A 20,291-nucleotide genomic window follows, 5' to 3' on the forward strand; every position below is an offset into this window, starting at 1 on the left:
GGCACCGCCGGGCTTTGCCATGGACATACGATCATGAAACGACATCTTGCCACCGCCGTGCTGACCTCCGCCTGTCTCGCCGCCTGCGGCGGCGGTGGTGGCGGCAGCAGTGCCGCCCCCGCACCGCAATGGAGCCCCACCACCCCGGCCAGCGTCAGTGGGTTGGCCCAGACCAACTCGCGCATTGTCATGGACGACAACGACATTGCCACCGTCGCGTTCAGCCAGCGCAATGCCAGCAATGATCGGGATATCCTGGCGCGACGTGTCGGCCCGGTCACCGACAACACCACTGTGCTGTTCAACGACGCCGACGCCTTCCTCAATGAGGTGCAGCATGATACCCACGGCAACGTCAGCGTTTCCTTCAGCACCAGCGGCACCCACATCAACTATCTGCGCCGTTTCAACACGGGCACCGGCACCTGGGGACCGCGCATCACCATTGCCAACAATGCCTCCTGCGAGATGGCCCTGAACAGCGCCGGCGACGCCGGCTTCCTATGCGCGGACGCCAGCTCTGGCGACCTGTCGCTGTACGTCTATACCCTGGCTGGCAACAGCGGCACCGATGTGGATCGCGAGGACATCAGCAACCCCGCAGGCCAGCCGCAAGGCACACGCATTGTGGCTGAAGAAGATGACAACTGGCTGCTGGTATGGACCAGCATCGCCAATGAGGGCGGCACGGATATCACCCGGCTGTACAGCACCACCCTGCATGACATACAGGGCAGCACATCACCCGTGGAACTCGACACACCACTGGCTGCCGGTGACACGCTGCGCCTGCAAGGACTGGCTCATCGCGCTGGCCAGGGTAGCGTACTGAACTATCTCCGCTTAGCCGACACCCTCTTTGAGCAACCGCAATTCCTCTATGGGCAACAGCGTAATGCCACCGGAGCCTGGCAAGCGCCTGTCCCGATGTCCACGGTCGACGGTGACCCCCTGCCCTACTACGGCGCCCTGGTGCAAAGTGAACTGGTGATGTCCGCCGACGGCAGTGCCCTTCTTGTCTGGGACCACAGCCTGTCCAACGAGGCACCCCGCTATCTGGTCAGCCGCCGCCTGCCGCCGGGCAGCAGTAACTGGCGTCCCATGGTCAGCATTCCCGGTGCCAACAACCCGGGCAATATCGGTTTCCGGCTCACCGCCGTCGGCGCCCGGAGCGCGCTGGCCCTGTGGGGCGATGCCCCCGAGGACGGCGGTGTGGGCAGCACCACCCTGCGCGCCAGCCGCTTTACGCCGTCATCCGGCTGGAGCCAGCGCGGCACCGTCAGTGACGACCCGGCGCAGGTGCTTCAGGTCAATGGCCTGGCGGGCAACGCCAACGGCCGCGCCATCGTCTCCCTGCGTGACGTCACGACCACACTGAACAGCATCAGCCTGGCAGAGCTTTGCCCGGCTGCCATCATCGCGGGGTGCGCACCATGAAGCGCTATACCGCACTGCTCCTGCTGCTGATGGCTGCCGGTTTGCTGCACGGCTGCGGGGGTGACAGCAATACTCCACCGCCGCCCGACACCGACCCGGATATCGAAAACCCTGTCGACCCGGAAGATCCGATTGATCCTGAAGACCCGGTTGATCCCGTTGACCCTGTGGACCCGGAAGATCCCGTTGATCCCGTTGATCCCGAAGATCCGGTCGACCCGGAAGACCCGCCCGAGCCTGATACCGGCCTGTCCTGGCAGCGCTCCTTCCTGTTCGGCTACGCCCAGAAAGGCCCGCTGCAACAAGGCACCCAGGTTACCGTGCGCGCCCTCAACGACCGCGGTCGCGTCGACTTCGACGTGCCCGCCTTGACCGGCGAAGTGGATGATCTTGGCCGCTTCCTCGTGGCGCCACCGGCAGGCGAATTCGGCACCACCGGCTGGACCGAAGTACTGGTCAGCGGCGACTACTTCAACGAAAGCACCGGGCAATATGTCGCCAACAACGGCTATGCCCTGCGCATGATGGCGCCGATCATCAACGGCCGTATCGAAGGCAATCTGAATGTGCTGACCCGCTTCCTGCATCAACGGGTGCGCACCCTGCTGGACAATCAGCCGAACCTCAGCTTCGCCGCCGCCCGCGCCGCCGCCCTGCAGGAAATGGAAAGCACTTTCGGCATCGCCCGCCCACCGGAACGGCTCAACATGCTGGCCTCTTGCTCGGCCCTGCCGTGCCCGCTGGCCCTGCTTAACGAACAACCCGCCGGCGAAATCCTGACCGCCGAAACCTACGACAACCAATTGCTGCTGCTGTATTCCGTCGCCTTTATGGAAGCCGGTATCACCGGCGGCCAATACACCACCATGGTCAACGGCTTCGGCAATCGCGGCGACATCACCACCGCCAACACCGACGGCGAACTGCTGCGCGATGTCAGCCGCAAGATGACCGAAGTCAACTTCACCAAGGCACGGCAGTTTCTGCTCGATAACTTTGAACGGGCGCCCGCCGGCGCCCTGTTCGAAGGGCCCGGTGCCTGGGGCCGTGTGCGCGAAATAAACCAGTGCGGCGCATCCAACCTGTGCGCCACCAATCGCTTCTCCGACAGCGGCCTGTTCCTGCTGCAGTCACCCGACTCCGCACGCCGCGAAATCGCTGTGCCCCTGCGCGTCAGCCAGTCGGGCAGCTATCGCGTCTCCTCCGGCCAGCAGACGTCGCTGGAATCCCCGCTGTGCACCTTCACCGAAAGTTCGCTGAGCGTCGCCCGGGGCAACGACGTCCTCGGCGCCCGGCTGGGCAACAACACCATCAGCGTGGATGTCGTGCTGGTCCCCCAGGAGGAGTACACCGTGTTTGTGCAGCGCGACTGCGCCAACAACCCCGCCGTGATCCACGCCATCGGCGTCACCCCACTGGTGTCCCACGAGCCCGTCAGGCTGGTGCGGGAAAATGAACCACCACAACTGATCGAAGACGGCACTTTCATCTGGACCCTGCCCGGCCAGAACGGCGGCGCCGGCTCAGACGTGGCCTACTACAGCTTTATCACCCGCTATAACGCCACCCGGCATCAACTGGTGCTGGATTCCGAATTCACCCGCGACGAGATTGAAATCAACATCTTCAGCCGCCCCGACGTGGATAACCGCACCCTGATACAGACCCTCACCACCACGCTTGAGGACCGCAACGCCGCCATCGACCTGACCGGCCTGCAACCCGACAGCCGCTACCAACTGGAAATTCGTCGCCTGGCTTTCCAGCCCCGGCAAGCCTTCGCCGACATCCCGGGCCACGAGAATCTGACCTATGACTACACCGTGCGCCTGGGCGGCACGCCCCTGCCACCGGAACGCGTCGTCTGGACCGACCGCCCCACCGACAACCTGTTCTATGCCTACACCGACATCACAGCGCTCAACAGCGACTATGTGCTGACGGCCATCAACCCGGACATGGACACCGTGCGCGTGCAACTGATCGACGAAACCACCAGCATCCTTTATCAGGTCTTCGATCATGTTTATGCCGTCCACGATGGCATCGCCTTGCCGCTGCCGATGGAACCGGGCCGCAGCTATCGCATCCGGTTGGTCGCCAGCTTCCGCGATACGTTGCCCGTCGAGCAGATTCCGCCTGGTCCCGATCCGGCAGCGGCGGGGTTTTCACTGGAGGTGACGCCGCGGTGACATTAGTCGACGCTACTTACGGCCAACCAGGGCCAGGAGGTTTACGCCCTTTCAGAAAGAACAAGGCCACCCGTTGGCTTCCAGCTTTTTGACTGGGCTGCACGTGACGGCCCTCGGGGGGCGGGGATGTATTTTCAGGACTGTGTGAGGCATGGATGCCGAACACAAGACTACAGGGACGTATTTACGGCGGGTCCTGAAAATACATCCCCGCCCCCCGAGGGCCATAACCACCAACGCAACCAGAATGGAAAACCCAAGGCCATTCAAGACAACGCCTTCAACCACAACGCCTGCACCTCACCCACCAACGCCTCACGACCCACCCCTTCAGGCGGCGCCAACACCGCCCCGTGTATCTGCGCTTCAAGTCCCTGTACCAGCAACAAGGCCCGCGCTTGCGGATGCGGGCCGCCAACCCCCAGGCGCACCAACTGCTGCGCTACTGCCGCTGCCAACAGGCTCTCGAGTTGCCGAAACCTCGCCACCGCATCGGGCGTGCGTGGCGTCTGATCAAACAGCAGCCGATGCATGGCCGGGTCCTGCTCGTGCAGGGCGACGGTGGTGTGGATGAGGCGCTGAAGGGTCTCCGGCAGATCCGGTTCATCGCGCAGCAAACCGGCAAAGGTCTCCTGCAATACCAGCCCCGCCTCACTGATATGACGCTCCGCCAGCGCCATCAGCAACGCATCCTTGTTGGGGAAATACTGATACAGCGAACCGATGGACACCCCGGCGCGTTCCGCCACCGTGTTGGTGGTGGCCGCATAGCCCTGCTGCCCGAAAACCTGAGCTGCAGCATCGAGGATGGCCTCCCAGGTGGCCTGAGAACGGCGCTGGCGGGGCTTTTTACGCGGCGTTGCCCGCGAGTGGCTGGCATTGGATGACATAGGCGGAATGCGAGTAGTGGTGGCCCCGGATAAATGTGAGGATTACTCACATAATCACGAACGCCGCCACCCCCGTCAATCCGGAGCGACCGATGCCCCAGCCTTATAATCACAGCAACTACACCGCCTGCCTGCCACCACACTGGCAAGCGCGCGCCAGCGCCAAACCCCAGGCGACCTGGTGGCCCTGGCGGGACATGACGCTGCATATCGCCCGAGCGCCCAACCCGGAGGCCCCGGTGAGGATGCTGATCCTGCATGGTGGCGGCGGTCACTCCGGTGCCCTGTGGCCCGCCGCCGCGCTGGCCGCCGACATCGGCTACGACGTGCTGGCGCCGGATCTGCCCGGCTACGGCCAGACCCGCGTGCCTGATCCCGCCGCCGTGCGCTATTCGGACTGGGTGGATTGCGTGGCTGACCTGCTGCGCGCCGAAACCGCCGCTGATCCCCGGCCCCTGATCGTTGTGGGCGCCAGCATGGGCGGCCTGCTGGGCTATTCCGCCATTGCCCGGGCGGGCGCCCCGTCTGTCACGCATCTGGTGGCCACCTGCCTGCTGAATCCGGCTGACCCCGTCACCTGGCCCGCGCTATCCCGCTGGGGCGGCGCCACCAGCCTGCGGCTGTTGCGCCCGCTGATGCGGCGGCTCGGCCCGCGCCTGCGCCGTTTGCGCGTACCGCTGCGCTGGCTGGTGCCCATGACCCGCATCGCCAACCACCCCCACCTGTCCCGGCTGTGCAGTACCGATGCCCGGGGCGGCGGCGGGCGCGTAGCGCTGGGGTTTCTCAGCAGCTTTCTGTTCTCGCAACCTGAAGTCGCACCCGAGGCTTTTCATGCCGTGCCGGTCACCCTGATCCATCCCGGCGACGACCACTGGACCCCCGCCGGCATGAGCCTGCCCTTCTTCGATCGCATCGCCGCTGAAAAGGAGTATGTTGTACTGGCACGCGCCGGGCATTTCCCGGTGGAAGAGCCCGGCATCACACAGATGTATGACACCCTGCAGCGGCTGTACCAGCGTTATACGGCCGCCACGCTGTGACCGCCTGGAACGCCATCGCGTGACCGCCTAGAACCCCGCAGTCACAAAAACCAACCCGAGGGGGGTCAAAGTCGCCCCGCCCTTCCCTATACTTGTTGCCCCGGTATGTATTCGGCACCCGCAGCACGCGCCGAAATGTGAGCAAACACTCACATGAATTACCGTTCTGGAACCCCCTGTTGGGGTTCATCAGTGCGCTTTTCGATTCAACGGGGAGGCCAGGCGAGCATGTGCCCGGCCCGGCCCCTCGACACCACGTGGAGAGCATCAACATGATCTACTCAGGCAAGGCCGTCAGTGCCCAGCTGCTGGACGACGGTATCGCCGAACTGAAGTTCGATCTTCAGGGCGAGTCCGTGAACAAATTCAACCGCGACACCATGGAAGATCTCGGCAAGGCGGTAGACGCCCTGAAAGCCGACAGCAAGGTCAAAGGTGTCATCGTCACCTCCGGCAAAGAGGTGTTCATCGTCGGTGCGGACATCACCGAATTCACCGACATGTTCAAACAGACCGAAGAAGAGATCGCTGGCTGGTGCATCAAGGCCAACCAGGTGTTCACCGCCTTTGAAGATCTGCCTGTCCCCACTGTGTGCGCCATCAACGGCATCGCCCTCGGCGGCGGCCTGGAAATGGCACTGACCTGCGACTTCCGCGTCATGAGCAGCCAGGCCCAGGTTGGCCTGCCGGAAGTGAAGCTGGGCCTGTTCCCCGGCTTCGGCGGCACCGTGCGCATGCCGCGCCTGATCGGTGTGGACAACGCCGTTGAGTGGATCGCCGCTGGCGGCCAGCACCGCGCCGACAAAGCCATCAAGGATGGCGTTGTGGATGCCGTGGTCGAGCCCGCCGTACTGCGCGACGCCGCCATCAACCTGGTGAAAGAGTGCCTGGCCGGCAAGATCGATCACATGGCCAAGCGCAACGAAAAGCTGGTTGCCCTGACCCTGCCCGCCATGGAAAACATGATGGCCTTCCAGACCTCTGGCGCTTTCGTTGCCCAGCAGGCTGGCAAGAACTACCCGGCCCCCATGGCCGCCGTCAACGTCATGCAGCAACACGCCACCATGACCCGCGACAAGGCCCTGGAAGCCGAAGCCAAAGGCTTCGCCAAAGTCGCCAAAACCCCGCAAGCCACCGCACTGGTCGGCCTGTTCCTGGCTGACCAGGCCGTGAAAAAGACCAACGGCAAATTCGTGAAAGCAGGCGCCGGTGATCTGAACCAGGCCGCCGTACTGGGCGCAGGCATCATGGGCGGCGGCATCGCCTACCAGAGCGCCTTCAAAGGCACGCCCATCATCATGAAGGACATCGCCGACAAAGCGCTGGACCTGGGCATGAACGAAGCCACCAAACTGCTGGCCAAGCGCGTCGACCGCAAGAAAATGGACGCCGCCAAAATGGGCAAGACCCTGTCCATGATCCGCCCGACCCTGAACTACGGCGACTTCGACAATGTCGACGTGGTGGTAGAAGCCGTGGTCGAGAACGCCAAGATCAAACAATCCGTACTGGCAGAAGCAGAAGGCAAACTGAAGGACGGCGCTATCCTGGCCTCCAACACCTCTACTATCTCCATCACCAGCCTCGCCACCGCCCTGAAGAAGCCGGAAAACTTTGCCGGCATGCACTTCTTCAACCCGGTGAGCATGATGCCGCTGGTGGAAGTGATCCGCGGTGAAAAGACCTCTGACACCACCGTTGCCACCCTGGTCAAATACGCCCAGAAGATCGGCAAGAACCCGATCGTGGTCAACGACTGCCCCGGCTTCCTGGTCAACCGTGTGCTGTTCCCCTACTTCGGCGGCTTCGGCATGCTGATGCGTGACGGCGCCGACTTCCAGGCCGTGGACAAAGTGATGGAGAAGTTCGGCTGGCCCATGGGCCCCGCCTACCTGATGGACGTGGTCGGTATCGACACCGGCGTACACGCCGCCCAGGTGATGGCTGAAGGCTTCCCCGAGCGCATGCAGTACGATTTCAAGGACGTCTCCACCGTCATGTTTGAAAACGAGCGCTACGGCCAGAAGAACGGCGTCGGCTTCTACAAGTACGAAGAAGACAAGAAAGGCAAACCCAAGAAGGTCGTGGACGACACCACTTACGACCTGATCAAGCCGCACGTTGCGGAGCGCAAGGAATTTGACGCGGACGAAGTGATTGCCCGCATGATGATCCCGATGTGCACCGAGATCGTGCGCTGCCTGGAAGACAATATCGTTGGCACCGCTGCCGAGGCCGATATGGCCATGATCTACGGCGTCGGTTTCCCCCCGTTCCGTGGCGGCCCGCTGCGCTACATTGATTCCATCGGTGCAAAAGAATTCGTTGCACTGTGCGACAAGTACGCACACCTGGGTGGCATTTACGAAGCGCCGCAACTGCTGAAAGACATGGCCGCCAAAGGCCAGAGCTTCTTCGGCTAAGCACGGACACAGGAGAGAGAGAAATGAGTCTGAATCCAAGAGACGTAGTAATTGTAGATGCTGTCCGTAGCCCCATGGGTAAATCCCGCAACGGCCAGTTCCGCCACGTTCGCGCAGAAAAGATTTCTGCCAACCTGATCAACGCCCTCAAGGCCCGTAACCCGAAATGGAATACGGCCGAAACCGAAGACGTGATCTGGGGCTGCGTGAACCAGACCAAAGAACAGGGCATGAACATCGCCCGTAACATCGCCATCCTGGCGGACATGCCGCGCACCGTGGCAGCCCAGACCATCAACCGTCTGTGCGGCTCCTCCATGCAGGCCCTGCACATCGCTGCCCAGTCCATCATGACCGGCAACGGCGACGTGTTTGTAGTCGGCGGCGTGGAACACATGGGCCACGTTGCCATGGACCACGGCGTAGATATCAACCCGGAAGCCTCCAAGTACGTCGCCAAGGCCTCCAACATGATGGGCCTGACCGCCGAAATGCTCGGCCGCATGCACGGCATCACCCGCCAGCAGCAGGACGAGTTCGGCGTGCGCTCCCACAAGAAAGCCTGGGAAGCCACCATCGAAGGCCGCTGGAGCAACGAAATCGTGCCGATGGAAGGCCACGACGCCAACGGCTTCAAGGTACTGTGCGAAATCGACGAAGTGATCCGCAAGGACACCACCCTCGAAGGCCTGCAGAGCCTGAAGCCCGTGTTCGACCCACGTAACGGCACCGTCACCGCCGGCACCTCCTCCGCCCTGTCCGACGGTGCCTCCGCACTGCTGGTGATGAGCGCAGAACGTGCCCAGGCCCTGGGCCTGACACCACGCGCCAAGATCCGCGCCATGGCCGTGGCCGGCTGCGACGCCGCCATCATGGGCTACGGCCCGGTACCGGCCACCCAGAAAGCCCTGGCCCGCGCCGGTGTGACCATGGACGACATCGACTACGTCGAGCTGAACGAAGCCTTCGCCGCCCAGTCTCTGCCGGTGGCCAAAGACCTGAAGCTGCTCGACAAGATGGAAGAAAAGGTCAACCTGAACGGCGGCGCCATTGCCCTGGGCCACCCGCTGGGCTGCTCCGGTGCACGCATTACCGGCACGCTGCTCAACGTGATGGAATGGAAAGGTGGCACGCTTGGCCTGGCGACCATGTGTATTGGTCTGGGTCAGGGGATTGCTACGGTGATTGAGCGGGTTTGATGGTTTGAGCCTGTAAGATCAGAACGGAAAAAGCCCGGCTATGCCGGGCTTTTTTGTGGGTTGCCGCAAAGGCCGCCTTACTGCACTGGGCGAGGTGCTGTCGAGAGCAAGAGCACGAATAGGGAGTTAGAGGCGTTTGAGCATGCCTCACAACTCTTGGCGGAACCCAACCCACCCCTCACTTCAGTAACAGGCTTCGCCGCCCGATTCGGGGCCAGGAAGCTTATCTTGCACCGATTTCTTTTTTCACTGATTGTTATTGAATATCAGAAAAAAAGAACGGTCGTGGCATTAGCTCATTATCGCCGTAAACCGGGGTATTGGGGGCAGCGGCTTGCCAGATGACCCTTTGCACAGCGGCGCGAGGAACGAGCATCCGGCACCGTAGGCGCGAACTGCTGCAACTTGTTATGCATTTGCAACCCCCTGGATGAACAAGTACGCACCAACTGTATAAACTAAGATTTGTAGCCAAAAACAGCCCCACGTAACCGGGCCGCTCCATTTTGCCATGAAAGTATTGAAGCCACCTCCGTCCTTGATCTTCTTCGCCGTGTAGCGGTAATCAAGGAGCCGCGATACAGTTGCAGCACAGCCGAACGCCGCCGAAGCCGACCACAAAATAATTACACAATCTAGAGGCACCGCCTTATAGGCATCCCCCCCCAGCTTTAGGTTGATGGCATAGGCTAATGACGCAACCGCAAACCCAAGGAACAAGTTGATCGAGAATGACAACTGTGTGATGCGGTAATTCTGCCACCGAATGTAACGCTCTTTCTGATCCTGGTTCATGGGCTCCCTATGCATAACGCCCGCTTCATCTGCGCCGAAGCCGGAGCGATTTTGTGCTATTATTCGAGCGCAGCGAGTAACACAAAAACGCGTAGGTTTTGGCGTCAATCTGGAAGCGCTTATTAGCTTACACCAACCCCATTTTACCAAGGACTTCAGTGATAAAATCTTTCACAATATCAGCTGGTGTGACCCCTGAATCCCACTCATCACCTTTAGATACCGGATTATATCTCCTTCTGGAGAACTCTCGACCATCCAGGATGAGCTCCCGCAATGTAATGCGATCTTCAGACTCGTAGTCGTCAAGCTTTTTATTACTACCCGCACTATCTTGCATTGATATAAGCAGACAGATTTCTCGATCTTCAAAGCTTCTATAATCATCAGCCGATTTATGGTGAGTTCCAAACCAAAAAATAAATCTTTGATCTATATCACCATACGCGAAACGCAACCCAAAAAACCACGTCTGGGACGCTCGGCCCTTAGTTTTCAATTCTTTATATTTTTCAAAACTTATACTTCCGTAGTCCTTGAATCCGATAAATATTTCTGACATTTCAACATTGAGCTCTGCACAGACATTTGAAAACTCAAGCTTTAAGGAATCAAATGCTTTTTGTGCAACAAGGAATGTGCGATGATCTGTTTGACGAACTTTTTCCGATGCAGCCTTAGCAATACCTTTTATCCAGGATGACCTAGATTTCTCATCCCTAATAATTGATAAATATCTTTGTGACATCCTAAGCACATTCTTGGCGACTATTTCCAGAAGCTCCTCCCCGTCCCCGAGATCGGTTCTCTCTAATGCCTCATAGTAATTTCTCTCTCGATCCTCAGGCTGTACTGAAGCCGGCACATAGCGGCTTTTCAAGAGAACATAGTCCTGCAAAAGCCTAGCCATACGACCATTGCCGTCTACAAATGGATGAATCCTTGCGACTGCCCAATGTAGCCATGCAGCCTTTTGAATCGGATGAACATCGGAGGTTTTTTCCAAACTTACAATACTTTGAATTAAGCTCGGAACGTCAAGATGGGAAGGGGGGCTGGCTTTTGCGCCAGAGATAGCGACATCCTGGTCCCTAAATCGCCCAGCATTTTTATCATCTATATTCGTTAAAAGTTTCTGGTGAAGCTCTTTTATTAACTGAGCACTCAACTCAATGTTGTTGTCTAGGCACTCTTGAAGGTAAACGCAGGCATCGGCTAGGTTAATTACTTCCTGCTGATCCTTTCTTGAGCCAGCTTCGAGTATCCCAGAGCTAAGAACAACAATTGTTTCACGCCTAGAAAGCTTGTTTCCCTCTATGACAGCAGATGCGTGAACTCTATCAAAAAGAATCTCTTCTTGGAGCTTTTGAGTAATATGCGAAGGCAGTGGACGTTGGGAATCAATTTCCTTAACGCTTTCTTCAACCTCCTCAATGTAATCTCGGGTTACCCCTTGCGGCCGAAGCCGCTCTATATCTACAACGTCCTCAAAAATGTTCATCTGTGGTTTATCCTTTTGAGAGGCTAAAAATTCACTTATAAGCTAACGCTGGCGTAACGGGCCGGCTTGTGGAGCGACAGCAGAACAAAACGGTCCCGTTGACGCATTTTTTAGAATTTTCAAACGTTTAACTTTGACCTAACTCTTTCCCATCTCTGTGTTAATTCTCGGTTCATATTATTGAAAACCTTTGTCGAAAGCTTTACTGCGGCACTAGCTTTTGCAGCTTCATACTCGGCAAATGAATCTAATATTCCCGCTTCAACCAAAGTATTACCAGAATTATGAAGGTATAGAGAATACAGAGCTTCATATACGCGCTCATTTCTAACCCTCAGAATCTCCAACTTTACCCATTTAAATAGAATCTCACTAGCAAACAATATTTGCGATACAGCCAAAACCAACCCTAAATCACTTCCTCTGTAGATAGTGACAAAAAGCCAAACCGCAAGATAGCCAAATATTTTTACTCTTTCTACAACAAGCATCCGTTCGCATATATGCTTTCCAAAGAATGCATTTTCCATTACGTTAGCCCCCAATTTAAAAATATTGGGATCTAATTTGTTATTGTAGTATTTATTGGTTTCCTCATCAGTCAGAGGGATTGAGAGCGCATTTGAGAGAAGTTGTTTCCTTCTCTGTCGCTCAGCAAACGGTATAAAATAGTATGAGTTCGCGCTAACTGAAAACGCATGCAAAACCACCACCACAAGAAAGAGGGCAGGAACCAATGAAGATAAGAATTCCTGATCTTCTGTCAGAAGCGGTATGGCTATCGACAGTATAGCGCCGATATAAAAGAGGGTGTTCGAGATATAATCCAAGTTTTTTACCGGATTATAGTACTTATCCAGCTCATCAATTCGATCGTCTGATTCAGTCATAGTAATAATAGCCCGGAAATCGTCCAGAGAATACTTTATCCCACCATCCAAACGCTTCTCTAATATCACCGGAGCTTTCAGCGTCCCGCGCTTTTTTAGAACGAATTTTAGCGGTTCGCAACTTAGATAGAGCCGTTTCCTTGTGTGCAGCACTTTTACACGGGGATATAAGTCCGGAGATTCCTTTGGGGTCCCTTATTGGCGCCAAATCACAGTCATACAATTTTCTCAGAACTGAGTTTACGTCAATTTCATAGAGTATCGATGACTCAGCTTCCATTAACTTAGTGACCCTGAGCTCGAGATAAAAAGATGATACAGGAACATCATTGTAGTACTTCCATGCTTTAATGAACCTTATTAAAGGCTTAAGCTTTTTATCAAGCCTATTATTTTGCTCCGTCACGTAGGAGGTGTGGGCTCTAGGGCTGGACTTTATCCAGCCATTACTACCGTCAGGGATGTCGTAAACATTTATCCCCTCGTCTGTTTGATATAAAAAATCCGCAGGAATAACCTCAGCTGTATCCCAGGACCCCGACCCGAAATCCAAAACCACAGCCGGCGAATCCACGAATATTCTTGTGTTGCGAAACCTACCCTGCAAGCATTCCTTTATTTTACGCAAGGAAACAGAAGAGTTATCATTTAGATTTTCACGCGGGATCGATGCAAAAAAATCAACGTCACTAAAACCCGATATACTAGTTCCGTTATTTGCAGATCCCGAATAGAACATTTGTTTTAAGTTATAATAAGCTTCAAGGCGACTGGTAATTGATGCCTTATGAGAAGTCGCTCCGCCCGATTCATACGATCGTGGAGTCAAGGCACGATGAAAGTCCCTGAAACCTTTATTTACGCTACGAGAAGGCACAAATTCCCCCTTGGTATGACTTAAATTCTAACGCCCAGCTTTAGGGCGGACTTGTAGCCGCGAAGCGGCGGAAAGGCCGTCCCAGCCCCGAAGGGGCGATAACAGCCGATTGTTAAATGCTTACTGGCCGCCCAAAAAGTATTGGGCAGCCGTGAAAGCCAAAGCGACTATCGCAATTGCATTTGCCAGAATCGCTTGCCGTTTAGCTTTTCGTGCTTCACATCCTGACTCCTTGGCTCGCATTTCCATCGCGGCAGCGCGCTCGTTTGCCTCTCGCAAAAGACCTGTCTGCTCGTTCAGAAGAGACTCCAATTTAATGGATGACTGCCTAGCTCTTTTCTCCAATAACGCCTCCTCCATGGCCTGTTCTCTTATTAGGGCCATGGCCTGATATGCTGAAGATGCTTTTTGTGAGATATCGTCTTTCATATGTCATTTAACAGGTATTAGGACGCCGGCACACATATCCAATAACGACGCCTGCGGCCTATCACAATTTATAAATTTGCATAATTAGAAATAGGCACAAAAAATCAACAGGTTAGAGAGGGCGCTCCAAATTCACACCCCATTCGCGTGACTTCTTCTTTCCCCATTTCAATAGTACTGTCCAGACCACGATGGCCCTGCTGCATGCTTGCGCACAATTCTGAGAAGCGAGATCAGAACCCCAGACACGCTACCGCCCTACCCGACATCCCACACATCATCCCATGCGTAGCGAGCATCATTATTTTCCAACGTATTGTTAGCGTTGCGGCAGCACCTCTATCGGGCGCTTGTCCGGCATGCCAGTAACCCTGTCCTGATACTGCCCCGCCGGAAATGTGATGGCAACCCCATACAGCGGTATGGGGTTGCCGGCGTTCAGGCAACGATATTGTTGATTCTCGGCCGCTCGCGGAACAGTTGGTCCATTTCGCCCTGGTAGTAGGCCTCTACGCGGGGGTTCATCACCTTCTTCCACAGGGGTGGGATCAGGGCCAGCACATACATGGCGGCGTAGCCGCCGGGCAGTTGCGGGCTGTCTTCGTAGTGGCGCAGTACCTGGTAGCGACGTTTGCCGTAGGCGTGGTGGTCGCTGTGGCGTTGCAGCTGGAACAGGGCCAGGTTGGTGAGGAAGTAGTTGGAGTTCCAGCTGTGTGCCGGGGTGACGCGTTCGTACTTGCCGTTGTCCAGTATGCGGCGGTGCAGGCCGTAGTGTTCGACGTAGTTGATCACTTCCAGGGTGCTGCCGGCCACCAGGCCCACCAGCAGGAAGAAGACGGCGCCCTGCCAGCCCCAGAGCAGGAAGAACGACAGTGCGAACAGGCCGCTGATGGCGTACCACCAGATCAGTTCGTTGTGCACGCTTACGGGGTGTTTGCCTTGGCGCTTGAGGCGCTGGGCTTCCAGTTGCCAGGCGGTGAGGAAGTTGTGCGCCAGGGCCCGCGGCAGGAAGTGCCAGACGCTCTGGTTGAATTTGGCGGAGGCGCCGTCGTTCGGGGTGGCCACAAACACATGGTGGCCACGAATATGCTCCACCTTGAAGCCGGCATAGCAGACGCTGGCGAGCAGCAGGCCGCCGAAGCCGCTCTCGATTTTCGCGTCTTTGTGGACCAGCTCATGAGCCAGCACGATGCCGATAGCGCCGCCCAGGGTGCCGATCGAGAGAATCCAGCCGGCCTGGCCCAGCAGGGAGTAGTCGTTGGTGGCAAAGATATGCCCGGCGAAATACAGCACCGCCAGCCAGACCGACCCCAGAATAAACGGGAACACGCGGTAGAGGCGCTCCCGGGTCATGGCAGGCACGTCGGTGTGTTCGTCCGGGTTGCTCGGGTCTTTGCCGACGATGTAGTCGAGCACCGGGACAATGCCAAACACGGTGAAGTAGATCAGCCAGGCCCAGTAGTCCTGGGTGCCGGACTCGCGGCCCATATAGGCCGCCAGCGGCAGTACGGGCAGGACTGCCAGCCAGAACAGCAGGAAGCCCCACTTCTTGATGCGCATCATGGTGTTGGGGTCGATATTCTCAAGCATGGTCTGTCTCCGGACCGGTCAATGGGATCAATTCGATACCATTGAACAATGTCACGGTTGTTGATGTATTGATCTACATCAACGGGCGACAGCCCTACTCCTCCCTCACCAACACCACATAACGCTGCGTATCACTGGTCGTGCTGTAGCGGTTGGTCTGTCCGCTGCGAATACCCACTACCCAGGCGGAGTTGCTGCTGCCGAGGTCAGGGGTCGAGCTCCAGAATGCGCCGTTGCTCAAGCCGCTGCGGAAGACGCTCGTGTCCAGGGCCGGGTTGGCGCGTTGTTTGTCGATGATGGAGAACAGTTCCTGGATGTTCGGCAGGCGCCAGCCGTCGACGCTGTCGGCGTAGGCCAGAGCGGCCTGCCAGGTAAGGATCTCCGGGGTGCCGACGCAGTCGCCGTTGTCGAAGGTTTGCCCGGCGGCGCAGCGGCGCCATTGCTGGCCGGTGCGTTGGTGCAGCGCGGTGTCGTCGGAGACGGTAAACACAGCTTCGTCCAGGGGGCCGTCTACGGCCTGGCCGCTGACCAGCATCACGGCGCGGGCGCCGTCTTTGTCCCGGTCATAGGTGGTGCTGGACAGGAACGACAAAAGCCAGGCGCGGGACGGCGTGGCGGCGGATGAGGTGGCGCTCCACAGGGCGCTGCGGGGCACATTGGGGAAGTGCTCGCCGGGCAGTGGGCTGCCGCCTGCAGGTTGCGGTGTGCGCGCCTGAATGGCGTGCAGTTCGTGCATGGACGGCAGGCGCCAGTTCTGTTGGCCGCACAGGCCCTCCTGATTGACGGCGGCCGCAAAGGCTGCGGTGTCGCAGGCACTGCCGCTGCAGTCGCCGCCATCGATCGCGCCGGCATCGCCGCCGTTGGTGGCGGTGTCGGGGTCATGCCAGGTGTAGGTGTTGCCCTGGTGGCGCAAGGCGCCGCTGTGATTGATCTTCGCTTCCCAGAGCAGGCCGGTGACGTTGTCGCGGGTGCAACCCCATTGATCGGCGGCGGGGCCCAGGGCGGGTTCGGGTGGGCAATCGCCCTGCCCGGCGGCATCGCCGTTGTGGCAGATGCGGCTGAAGTCGAAGGCGTCCGGACCGTCGCCGCTTTTTAACAGGGTGCCGTCCAGTGCTGCGGCCATGCGGCCGAATTCGGCGTCCTGGCCGGGGAAATCGGCCACCGGGCATGGCAGGTCGCGTTCGCCGTCGGCGGTGCAGGCGGGCACGCCGGTGCCGGGCAATCCGCCCACCGGGGCAAAGAAAGGCGTGGCGCTGGCCTGGTTGCCGGGCAGGCTTTCGTTGTCGCCGTCAACGTGGGTGACCACAAAATAATATTCGCGGCCGTTCTGCAAGCCGCGCACATGGGCGGGCGGTGCGTCCACGGTGTGACGGTTGTGATCGGCGAGTGTACCAATGTCGGCGATGTCGTGAATGGGCTCGCTGGCGACATAGATGTGATAGCTGGCGCCCTGCGGCACGGGGGCCCAGTCAAGGTGCGCCTGCCCGTCGTAGCCCAGGGCGTCGGCCTCAAGATCGGTGGGCATCGTCATTGCAGCGAAGTGGGCGGTCACCTCGATGTCGGTCTCAACGGCCATGTCCTGGCGCGTGGCGTCGGTGTTGCCGTCGGACCATTCGGTAAAGCGGTAGCCCGGGTCCGCCACCGCAGTGACGGGCGCGCCATCATCACCGCGTCGTACGGTCTGCTCGGCAGGGCCTTGTACGTCGCCGTCGTCGGCAGCCAGGTACAGCAGTGTGTAGCTGGGCGTGGAACTGCTACTGCCTCCGCAGCCGGCAGCAAGAAACAGCGCAGCAAGCAGCCACGTTACGGCAAAACGTCTTGTTGTCATGGACCCCACCTTGTTTTTGACTCTGATTTATTCACAACCGAAAAGGTGTCGGCGCCTCGCTCCTTCCCCAAGGAGGGCTTTCCCCACGGGCCTGACAAGGCCGCCGCGGTGGGCGCCGACGCAAACACTCTAATGGATGGGAAATGGGGGGATTGTGCTCAGACTGACATGGTGGGGTGGTGCTATTTATGACGCTAACTGATGCGAAAGTCTTCCGTCAGGGAAGCCCAGTGGCGCGTGAGCACGCGCTTGTGCGGGTCGTGCATCGGGAGGTCCTTCAGCTGATCGCGCCAGGTCGCACGCGCGCGATCAAGCACGTCGGCCAGTTGCGGCCTGACAGCACGCCACGGCACGCCCACCTGTTTTGCCCAGCGCTCAAAATGAGCATAGTCGATCACGCGCCACGATTTCGTTTTGGCGAGATTGAGCGCTGTTTCATGTTCGTCTTCGATATAAGCGCAGGTTGTCACGATGTCATAGGCCGGTGACAAGCCAGGAGTGAATCTGTCTTTGTAGAGCATGCTCCAGTTCTTCAGGTGCGCATCACCATTGCCCAGGAGGATATTAACCAGCAGTCGCTTTGCGTACTCCTGAATGTCCCTCAGAGGGTCTCCGGAATACGCGTAGATCACCTTGCCGATTTGCTCGTAGTTGGCCGCGCCGTACTTCTCATGGGGGTACTTCACCAGTATCTGGGCGAAGTCTTCCATATGGACACGGTTGCCGCCTTCCCGGTCGAAGCGCCGAATGGCGAAGGCCTGCGTCTCTGCAGGTAAGCTGATGTCGGGAAGGCTCTCCAGATCATCGAGCTCAACCAGCCTGATCTCGGGCACATCGATACCGACGGAACGGGCCAGGCTCATCGCGGTGAATTCGTTTTGCGGCACGTAGCGGTGTGTGGTTGAGGGTGTTTTGATGATCCAGTCGCCCAGTTCGCCCGGAGACGCCAGATTGAACCTTCCGTCTTTGGCTTTCATGGAAAACTTCATCTGTACGCCGGCCAGTGAAAATTTTCGGGCGCCGGAGGGGCGCTTGAAGCGCACTGGCCTGGGGCTCCCGAAAGCACCCAGCAACTCAGCCGGGATATCATCAGGCTCCACCACCTGCGCCACGATGGCGCCCGGCAAATCTTCACCCAGCCAGGCAAACATCGGAAATTCGTTATCGGGATGAATCTTGAGGCTCCCCGCCACAAACTCTTTCAGCGCCCCTTCTGGTAGCAAGTTGGACAGAACAGGGTGGAGCCGCTGCTTTTTAACCCAGGGTTCGGCCAGCAGCTTCCCCGCGTTCGGGAAGTTCGGGTGTGTCACCAGGCTGAAGGTGGGCCGGGCCGGGTTTGACCGGTACGCCTGATCAAACACCAGTATATTCTGCCCGTTGCCGAAGCCTGTCAGATAGCCGACCAGCTCGTCGTGCAGTGTGAGTTTCAGAACCCGTGCTTCTGCCCGCGCGCCGCTCATTCGACATCCCCGAGGATGTCGCGCCAGGGATCATCATAAAGGGGTGAATCTTCCGCAACGCCCACTGCGTCGTGCGTATTTGCGCCAAGCAGCTGCCGAACCAGGCCGAGCTTTTCTCTGGGAATCAGTACCAGCTCCGATTGCAGCCCCTTGGCCATCAGCTCCAGCGTGTCGAGCCGGGGATTCCCCTTCTGCTCGAGCCTCTGATACTGCTGCCGGCTCATCCCGACACGCGTCGCCATGTCCTCCTGCCGAAAGCCCATGGCCTTACGTTTGGCCTTCATTTGTGACAGCAGAGCACTCACAAAGCACCTCATAAGTTTCTTTTTTCCTTAAAGCATCATACTGGATGCTTTAAGGGATATTTACAACTTATGAGATGCTTTTAGTGTGAGATTGGTGGTGCGCTCGCCCGAGAGCAGCAACGCGCACCCCCTGTTACTCAGTCATCACTGTCAGCACACACCGCAAAGGCACCCATCGGGCGGGGTTCTGCTGCGCTGTTGAAGACCTTTACTCGCCAGGTGTGGCGATCCTGCGCATCAATGCCGGAGTGGCTCTGTTGCAGCACCAGATCCGTGGACTGGCTCTCGGCGTCGCCCGAGCGGTGGAGGCCACCGTGGAGCACCACCTGGCCGGCATCGCAGCGCACGGTGCGTTCGCCAAAGCTGCCTGCCGGGACGAAGCCCTCGGGGCGGACGTCGTGGGATGTTTCCACCGAGAAACCGCGCAGCGGTGCCGCACAGACTGTATTTGCGCTGAGGTTGGTATGGTCATCCGCACTGACATTATGCAGCTTGGTGGACCAACCGGCCCCCGTATCCTCGTCGCGCTGTGAGTAGGACAACCGGATACCCGGATCATCACTGTTTACACCGCCCAGCAATGCACCGCCGGTGATAACCGTGTTGCCTTGTGTACATTCGCCGCCGAAGACATCACTTGTCCCCGCGTCAAGCGTCAGGCCGGTGTTGCGGATATATTCAAAGTCATCGGGTTCATCAATGCAGATGACTTGACTTTGCAGCATCACGGAGCCGTCAGCCGGGCTCTTGTCATTGAAGGCTCGCCCGTTCCAGGAGTAAGTGCGGTTACTGGCAGCGCCGGTGGATGTCGGGAAAGAAGAGTGAATCTGCACCGGTGCATCTTCGTTCTGGCTGGTGGGGCTGCTGATAATCCGGAAGCCGCCGCCAGCGGCTACTTTGCCTTCTTCACAGAACGGTGCCAGGACGGAGTGCTCGTAACTCTGTGCGCCAATAATGCGCCCTTGCGTCTTGATATCCCGCCCACTGACACCCGCACGCGGGGTGGCGGTAATTTCATTGCTGGGCGCGCTTTCGCGGCTGTTATCCGTCGCGGTGACAACCAGATAATAGGGCACGCCGTTATCCAGCGTGTCCACGGTGTGGGGCGGTGTGACATCGCTGATCCAGTCCCAGTTGCCGCTACCGCTGCCGGGATTGTCGATGTCGACATCAGGATCTGTGGCGTAGTAAATGTTGTAGGCCGTTGCGTCCTCCACGTCAGACCAGTCCAGCACCAGGCTGGCATTACCGGCCTCGGCAGACAGCCCCTGCGGTGCAGGCAACCCGCCGCCCCCGGATGATGATGAACCGCCGCAGGCGCTCAGGCCCGCCACGCACAATGCAGACACTATGCCCACCTGAAGGATGCCCGCCTGAAGGCGGGACGTGTAATTGAGGTATTCCATGTCTCGTCAGCCTCTCCGTTGTGTGCTGC

Annotated in this window: 16 protein-coding genes; 5 read left to right on the forward strand and 11 right to left on the reverse strand. The window is 58.3% G+C overall.

The features are described from left to right. The first annotated feature begins 33 nt into the window (after nucleotides 1-33). Nucleotides 34-1,437: a hypothetical protein gene (locus tag K8B33_RS05200; protein WP_223424074.1), complete on the forward strand. Its 1,404-nt coding sequence runs from the start codon at nucleotides 34-36 to the stop codon at nucleotides 1,435-1,437. Next, entirely contained in the window at nucleotides 1,434-3,629 is a 2,196-nt protein-coding gene (locus K8B33_RS05205) for a hypothetical protein (protein WP_223424076.1), read from the forward strand. Before K8B33_RS05200 ends, K8B33_RS05205 begins: the two co-directional genes overlap by 4 nt. Before the next feature lie 266 nt (nucleotides 3,630-3,895). Here K8B33_RS05205 and K8B33_RS05210 read toward each other — a convergent pair whose 3' ends face one another. Further along, nucleotides 3,896-4,519: a TetR/AcrR family transcriptional regulator gene (locus K8B33_RS05210; RefSeq protein ID WP_223424078.1), complete on the reverse strand. Its 624-nt coding sequence runs from the start codon at nucleotides 4,517-4,519 to the stop codon at nucleotides 3,896-3,898. A 92-nt stretch (nucleotides 4,520-4,611) separates the two neighbouring features. Between K8B33_RS05210 and K8B33_RS05215 the strand changes: the two genes are divergently transcribed. The 3 genes from K8B33_RS05215 (at nucleotide 4,612) to fadA (ending at nucleotide 9,181) form a co-directional block, all read left to right on the forward strand. Next, nucleotides 4,612-5,559 carry an alpha/beta hydrolase gene (locus tag K8B33_RS05215; protein WP_223424081.1) on the forward strand — a complete coding sequence of 316 codons (948 nt, stop codon included), beginning with the start codon at nucleotides 4,612-4,614 and terminating at the stop codon, nucleotides 5,557-5,559. Nucleotides 5,560-5,831: 272 nt separating this feature from the next. After that, nucleotides 5,832-7,982 carry a fatty acid oxidation complex subunit alpha FadB gene (fadB, locus tag K8B33_RS05220; RefSeq protein WP_223424083.1) on the forward strand — a complete coding sequence of 717 codons (2,151 nt, stop codon included), beginning with the start codon at nucleotides 5,832-5,834 and terminating at the stop codon, nucleotides 7,980-7,982. Nucleotides 7,983-8,005: 23 nt separating this feature from the next. Continuing rightward, complete coding sequence (fadA, locus tag K8B33_RS05225; RefSeq protein ID WP_223424086.1) at nucleotides 8,006-9,181, forward strand: acetyl-CoA C-acyltransferase FadA; 1,176 nt, start codon at nucleotides 8,006-8,008, stop codon at nucleotides 9,179-9,181. A 408-nt stretch (nucleotides 9,182-9,589) separates the two neighbouring features. Here the strand turns inward: fadA and K8B33_RS05230 are convergent, their stop codons facing one another. The 10 genes from K8B33_RS05230 to K8B33_RS05275 all read right to left on the reverse strand — a co-directional run bounded on the left by K8B33_RS05230 (nucleotide 9,590) and on the right by K8B33_RS05275 (nucleotide 20,262). Continuing rightward, nucleotides 9,590-9,976 carry a hypothetical protein gene (locus tag K8B33_RS05230; protein ID WP_223424088.1) on the reverse strand — a complete coding sequence of 129 codons (387 nt, stop codon included), beginning with the start codon at nucleotides 9,974-9,976 and terminating at the stop codon, nucleotides 9,590-9,592. Nucleotides 9,977-10,103: 127 nt separating this feature from the next. Beyond that, nucleotides 10,104-11,477 carry a Fic family protein gene (locus K8B33_RS05235; protein ID WP_223424090.1) on the reverse strand — a complete coding sequence of 458 codons (1,374 nt, stop codon included), beginning with the start codon at nucleotides 11,475-11,477 and terminating at the stop codon, nucleotides 10,104-10,106. A 119-nt stretch (nucleotides 11,478-11,596) separates the two neighbouring features. Beyond that, nucleotides 11,597-12,367: a hypothetical protein gene (locus K8B33_RS05240; RefSeq protein WP_223424092.1), complete on the reverse strand. Its 771-nt coding sequence runs from the start codon at nucleotides 12,365-12,367 to the stop codon at nucleotides 11,597-11,599. After that, nucleotides 12,360-13,244, reverse strand: coding sequence for an SMODS domain-containing nucleotidyltransferase (locus tag K8B33_RS05245; protein WP_223424094.1), 885 nt, complete (start codon nucleotides 13,242-13,244; stop codon nucleotides 12,360-12,362). Before K8B33_RS05245 ends, K8B33_RS05240 begins: the two co-directional genes overlap by 8 nt. Nucleotides 13,245-13,364: 120 nt before the next feature. Continuing rightward, nucleotides 13,365-13,673 (reverse strand): hypothetical protein, encoded by a 309-nt coding sequence (locus K8B33_RS05250; protein WP_223424096.1) that lies wholly within the window; start codon nucleotides 13,671-13,673, stop codon nucleotides 13,365-13,367. A gap of 438 nt (nucleotides 13,674-14,111) precedes the next feature. Beyond that, nucleotides 14,112-15,263, reverse strand: a complete 1,152-nt coding sequence (locus K8B33_RS05255) for an alkane 1-monooxygenase (protein ID WP_223424098.1) — start codon at nucleotides 15,261-15,263, stop codon at nucleotides 14,112-14,114. 94 nt (nucleotides 15,264-15,357) lie between these two features. Continuing rightward, complete coding sequence (locus K8B33_RS05260; protein WP_223424100.1) at nucleotides 15,358-17,091, reverse strand: DUF1566 domain-containing protein; 1,734 nt, start codon at nucleotides 17,089-17,091, stop codon at nucleotides 15,358-15,360. A 194-nt stretch (nucleotides 17,092-17,285) separates the two neighbouring features. Next, nucleotides 17,286-18,551 carry a type II toxin-antitoxin system HipA family toxin gene (locus tag K8B33_RS05265; RefSeq protein ID WP_223424102.1) on the reverse strand — a complete coding sequence of 422 codons (1,266 nt, stop codon included), beginning with the start codon at nucleotides 18,549-18,551 and terminating at the stop codon, nucleotides 17,286-17,288. Beyond that, nucleotides 18,548-18,856, reverse strand: coding sequence for a helix-turn-helix domain-containing protein (locus K8B33_RS05270; protein WP_223424105.1), 309 nt, complete (start codon nucleotides 18,854-18,856; stop codon nucleotides 18,548-18,550). Before K8B33_RS05270 ends, K8B33_RS05265 begins: the two co-directional genes overlap by 4 nt. A 137-nt stretch (nucleotides 18,857-18,993) precedes the next feature. Beyond that, a complete protein-coding gene (locus K8B33_RS05275; protein WP_223424107.1) occupies nucleotides 18,994-20,262 on the reverse strand; it encodes a fibronectin type III domain-containing protein in 1,269 nt (422 codons plus the stop codon). Between the last annotated feature and the right edge of the window lie 29 nt (nucleotides 20,263-20,291).

This window comes from Alcanivorax limicola (assembly GCF_019931215.1).
In the GTDB taxonomy this organism is placed as follows: domain Bacteria; phylum Pseudomonadota; class Gammaproteobacteria; order Pseudomonadales; family Alcanivoracaceae; genus Isoalcanivorax; species Isoalcanivorax limicola.

Coding starts and splice junctions, on each gene's coding strand:
- K8B33_RS05200 (WP_223424074.1), top strand. CDS start 34: ATGAAACGACATCTTGCCACCGCCGTGCTGACCTCCGCCTGTCTCGCC.
- K8B33_RS05205 (WP_223424076.1), top strand. CDS start 1,434: ATGAAGCGCTATACCGCACTGCTCCTGCTGCTGATGGCTGCCGGTTTG.
- K8B33_RS05210 (WP_223424078.1), bottom strand. CDS start 4,519: ATGTCATCCAATGCCAGCCACTCGCGGGCAACGCCGCGTAAAAAGCCC.
- K8B33_RS05215 (WP_223424081.1), top strand. CDS start 4,612: ATGCCCCAGCCTTATAATCACAGCAACTACACCGCCTGCCTGCCACCA.
- fadB (WP_223424083.1), top strand. CDS start 5,832: ATGATCTACTCAGGCAAGGCCGTCAGTGCCCAGCTGCTGGACGACGGT.
- fadA (WP_223424086.1), top strand. CDS start 8,006: ATGAGTCTGAATCCAAGAGACGTAGTAATTGTAGATGCTGTCCGTAGC.
- K8B33_RS05230 (WP_223424088.1), bottom strand. CDS start 9,976: ATGAACCAGGATCAGAAAGAGCGTTACATTCGGTGGCAGAATTACCGC.
- K8B33_RS05235 (WP_223424090.1), bottom strand. CDS start 11,477: ATGAACATTTTTGAGGACGTTGTAGATATAGAGCGGCTTCGGCCGCAA.
- K8B33_RS05240 (WP_223424092.1), bottom strand. CDS start 12,367: ATGACTGAATCAGACGATCGAATTGATGAGCTGGATAAGTACTATAAT.
- K8B33_RS05250 (WP_223424096.1), bottom strand. CDS start 13,673: ATGAAAGACGATATCTCACAAAAAGCATCTTCAGCATATCAGGCCATG.
- K8B33_RS05255 (WP_223424098.1), bottom strand. CDS start 15,263: ATGCTTGAGAATATCGACCCCAACACCATGATGCGCATCAAGAAGTGG.
- K8B33_RS05260 (WP_223424100.1), bottom strand. CDS start 17,091: ATGACAACAAGACGTTTTGCCGTAACGTGGCTGCTTGCTGCGCTGTTT.
- K8B33_RS05265 (WP_223424102.1), bottom strand. CDS start 18,551: ATGAGCGGCGCGCGGGCAGAAGCACGGGTTCTGAAACTCACACTGCAC.
- K8B33_RS05275 (WP_223424107.1), bottom strand. CDS start 20,262: ATGGAATACCTCAATTACACGTCCCGCCTTCAGGCGGGCATCCTTCAG.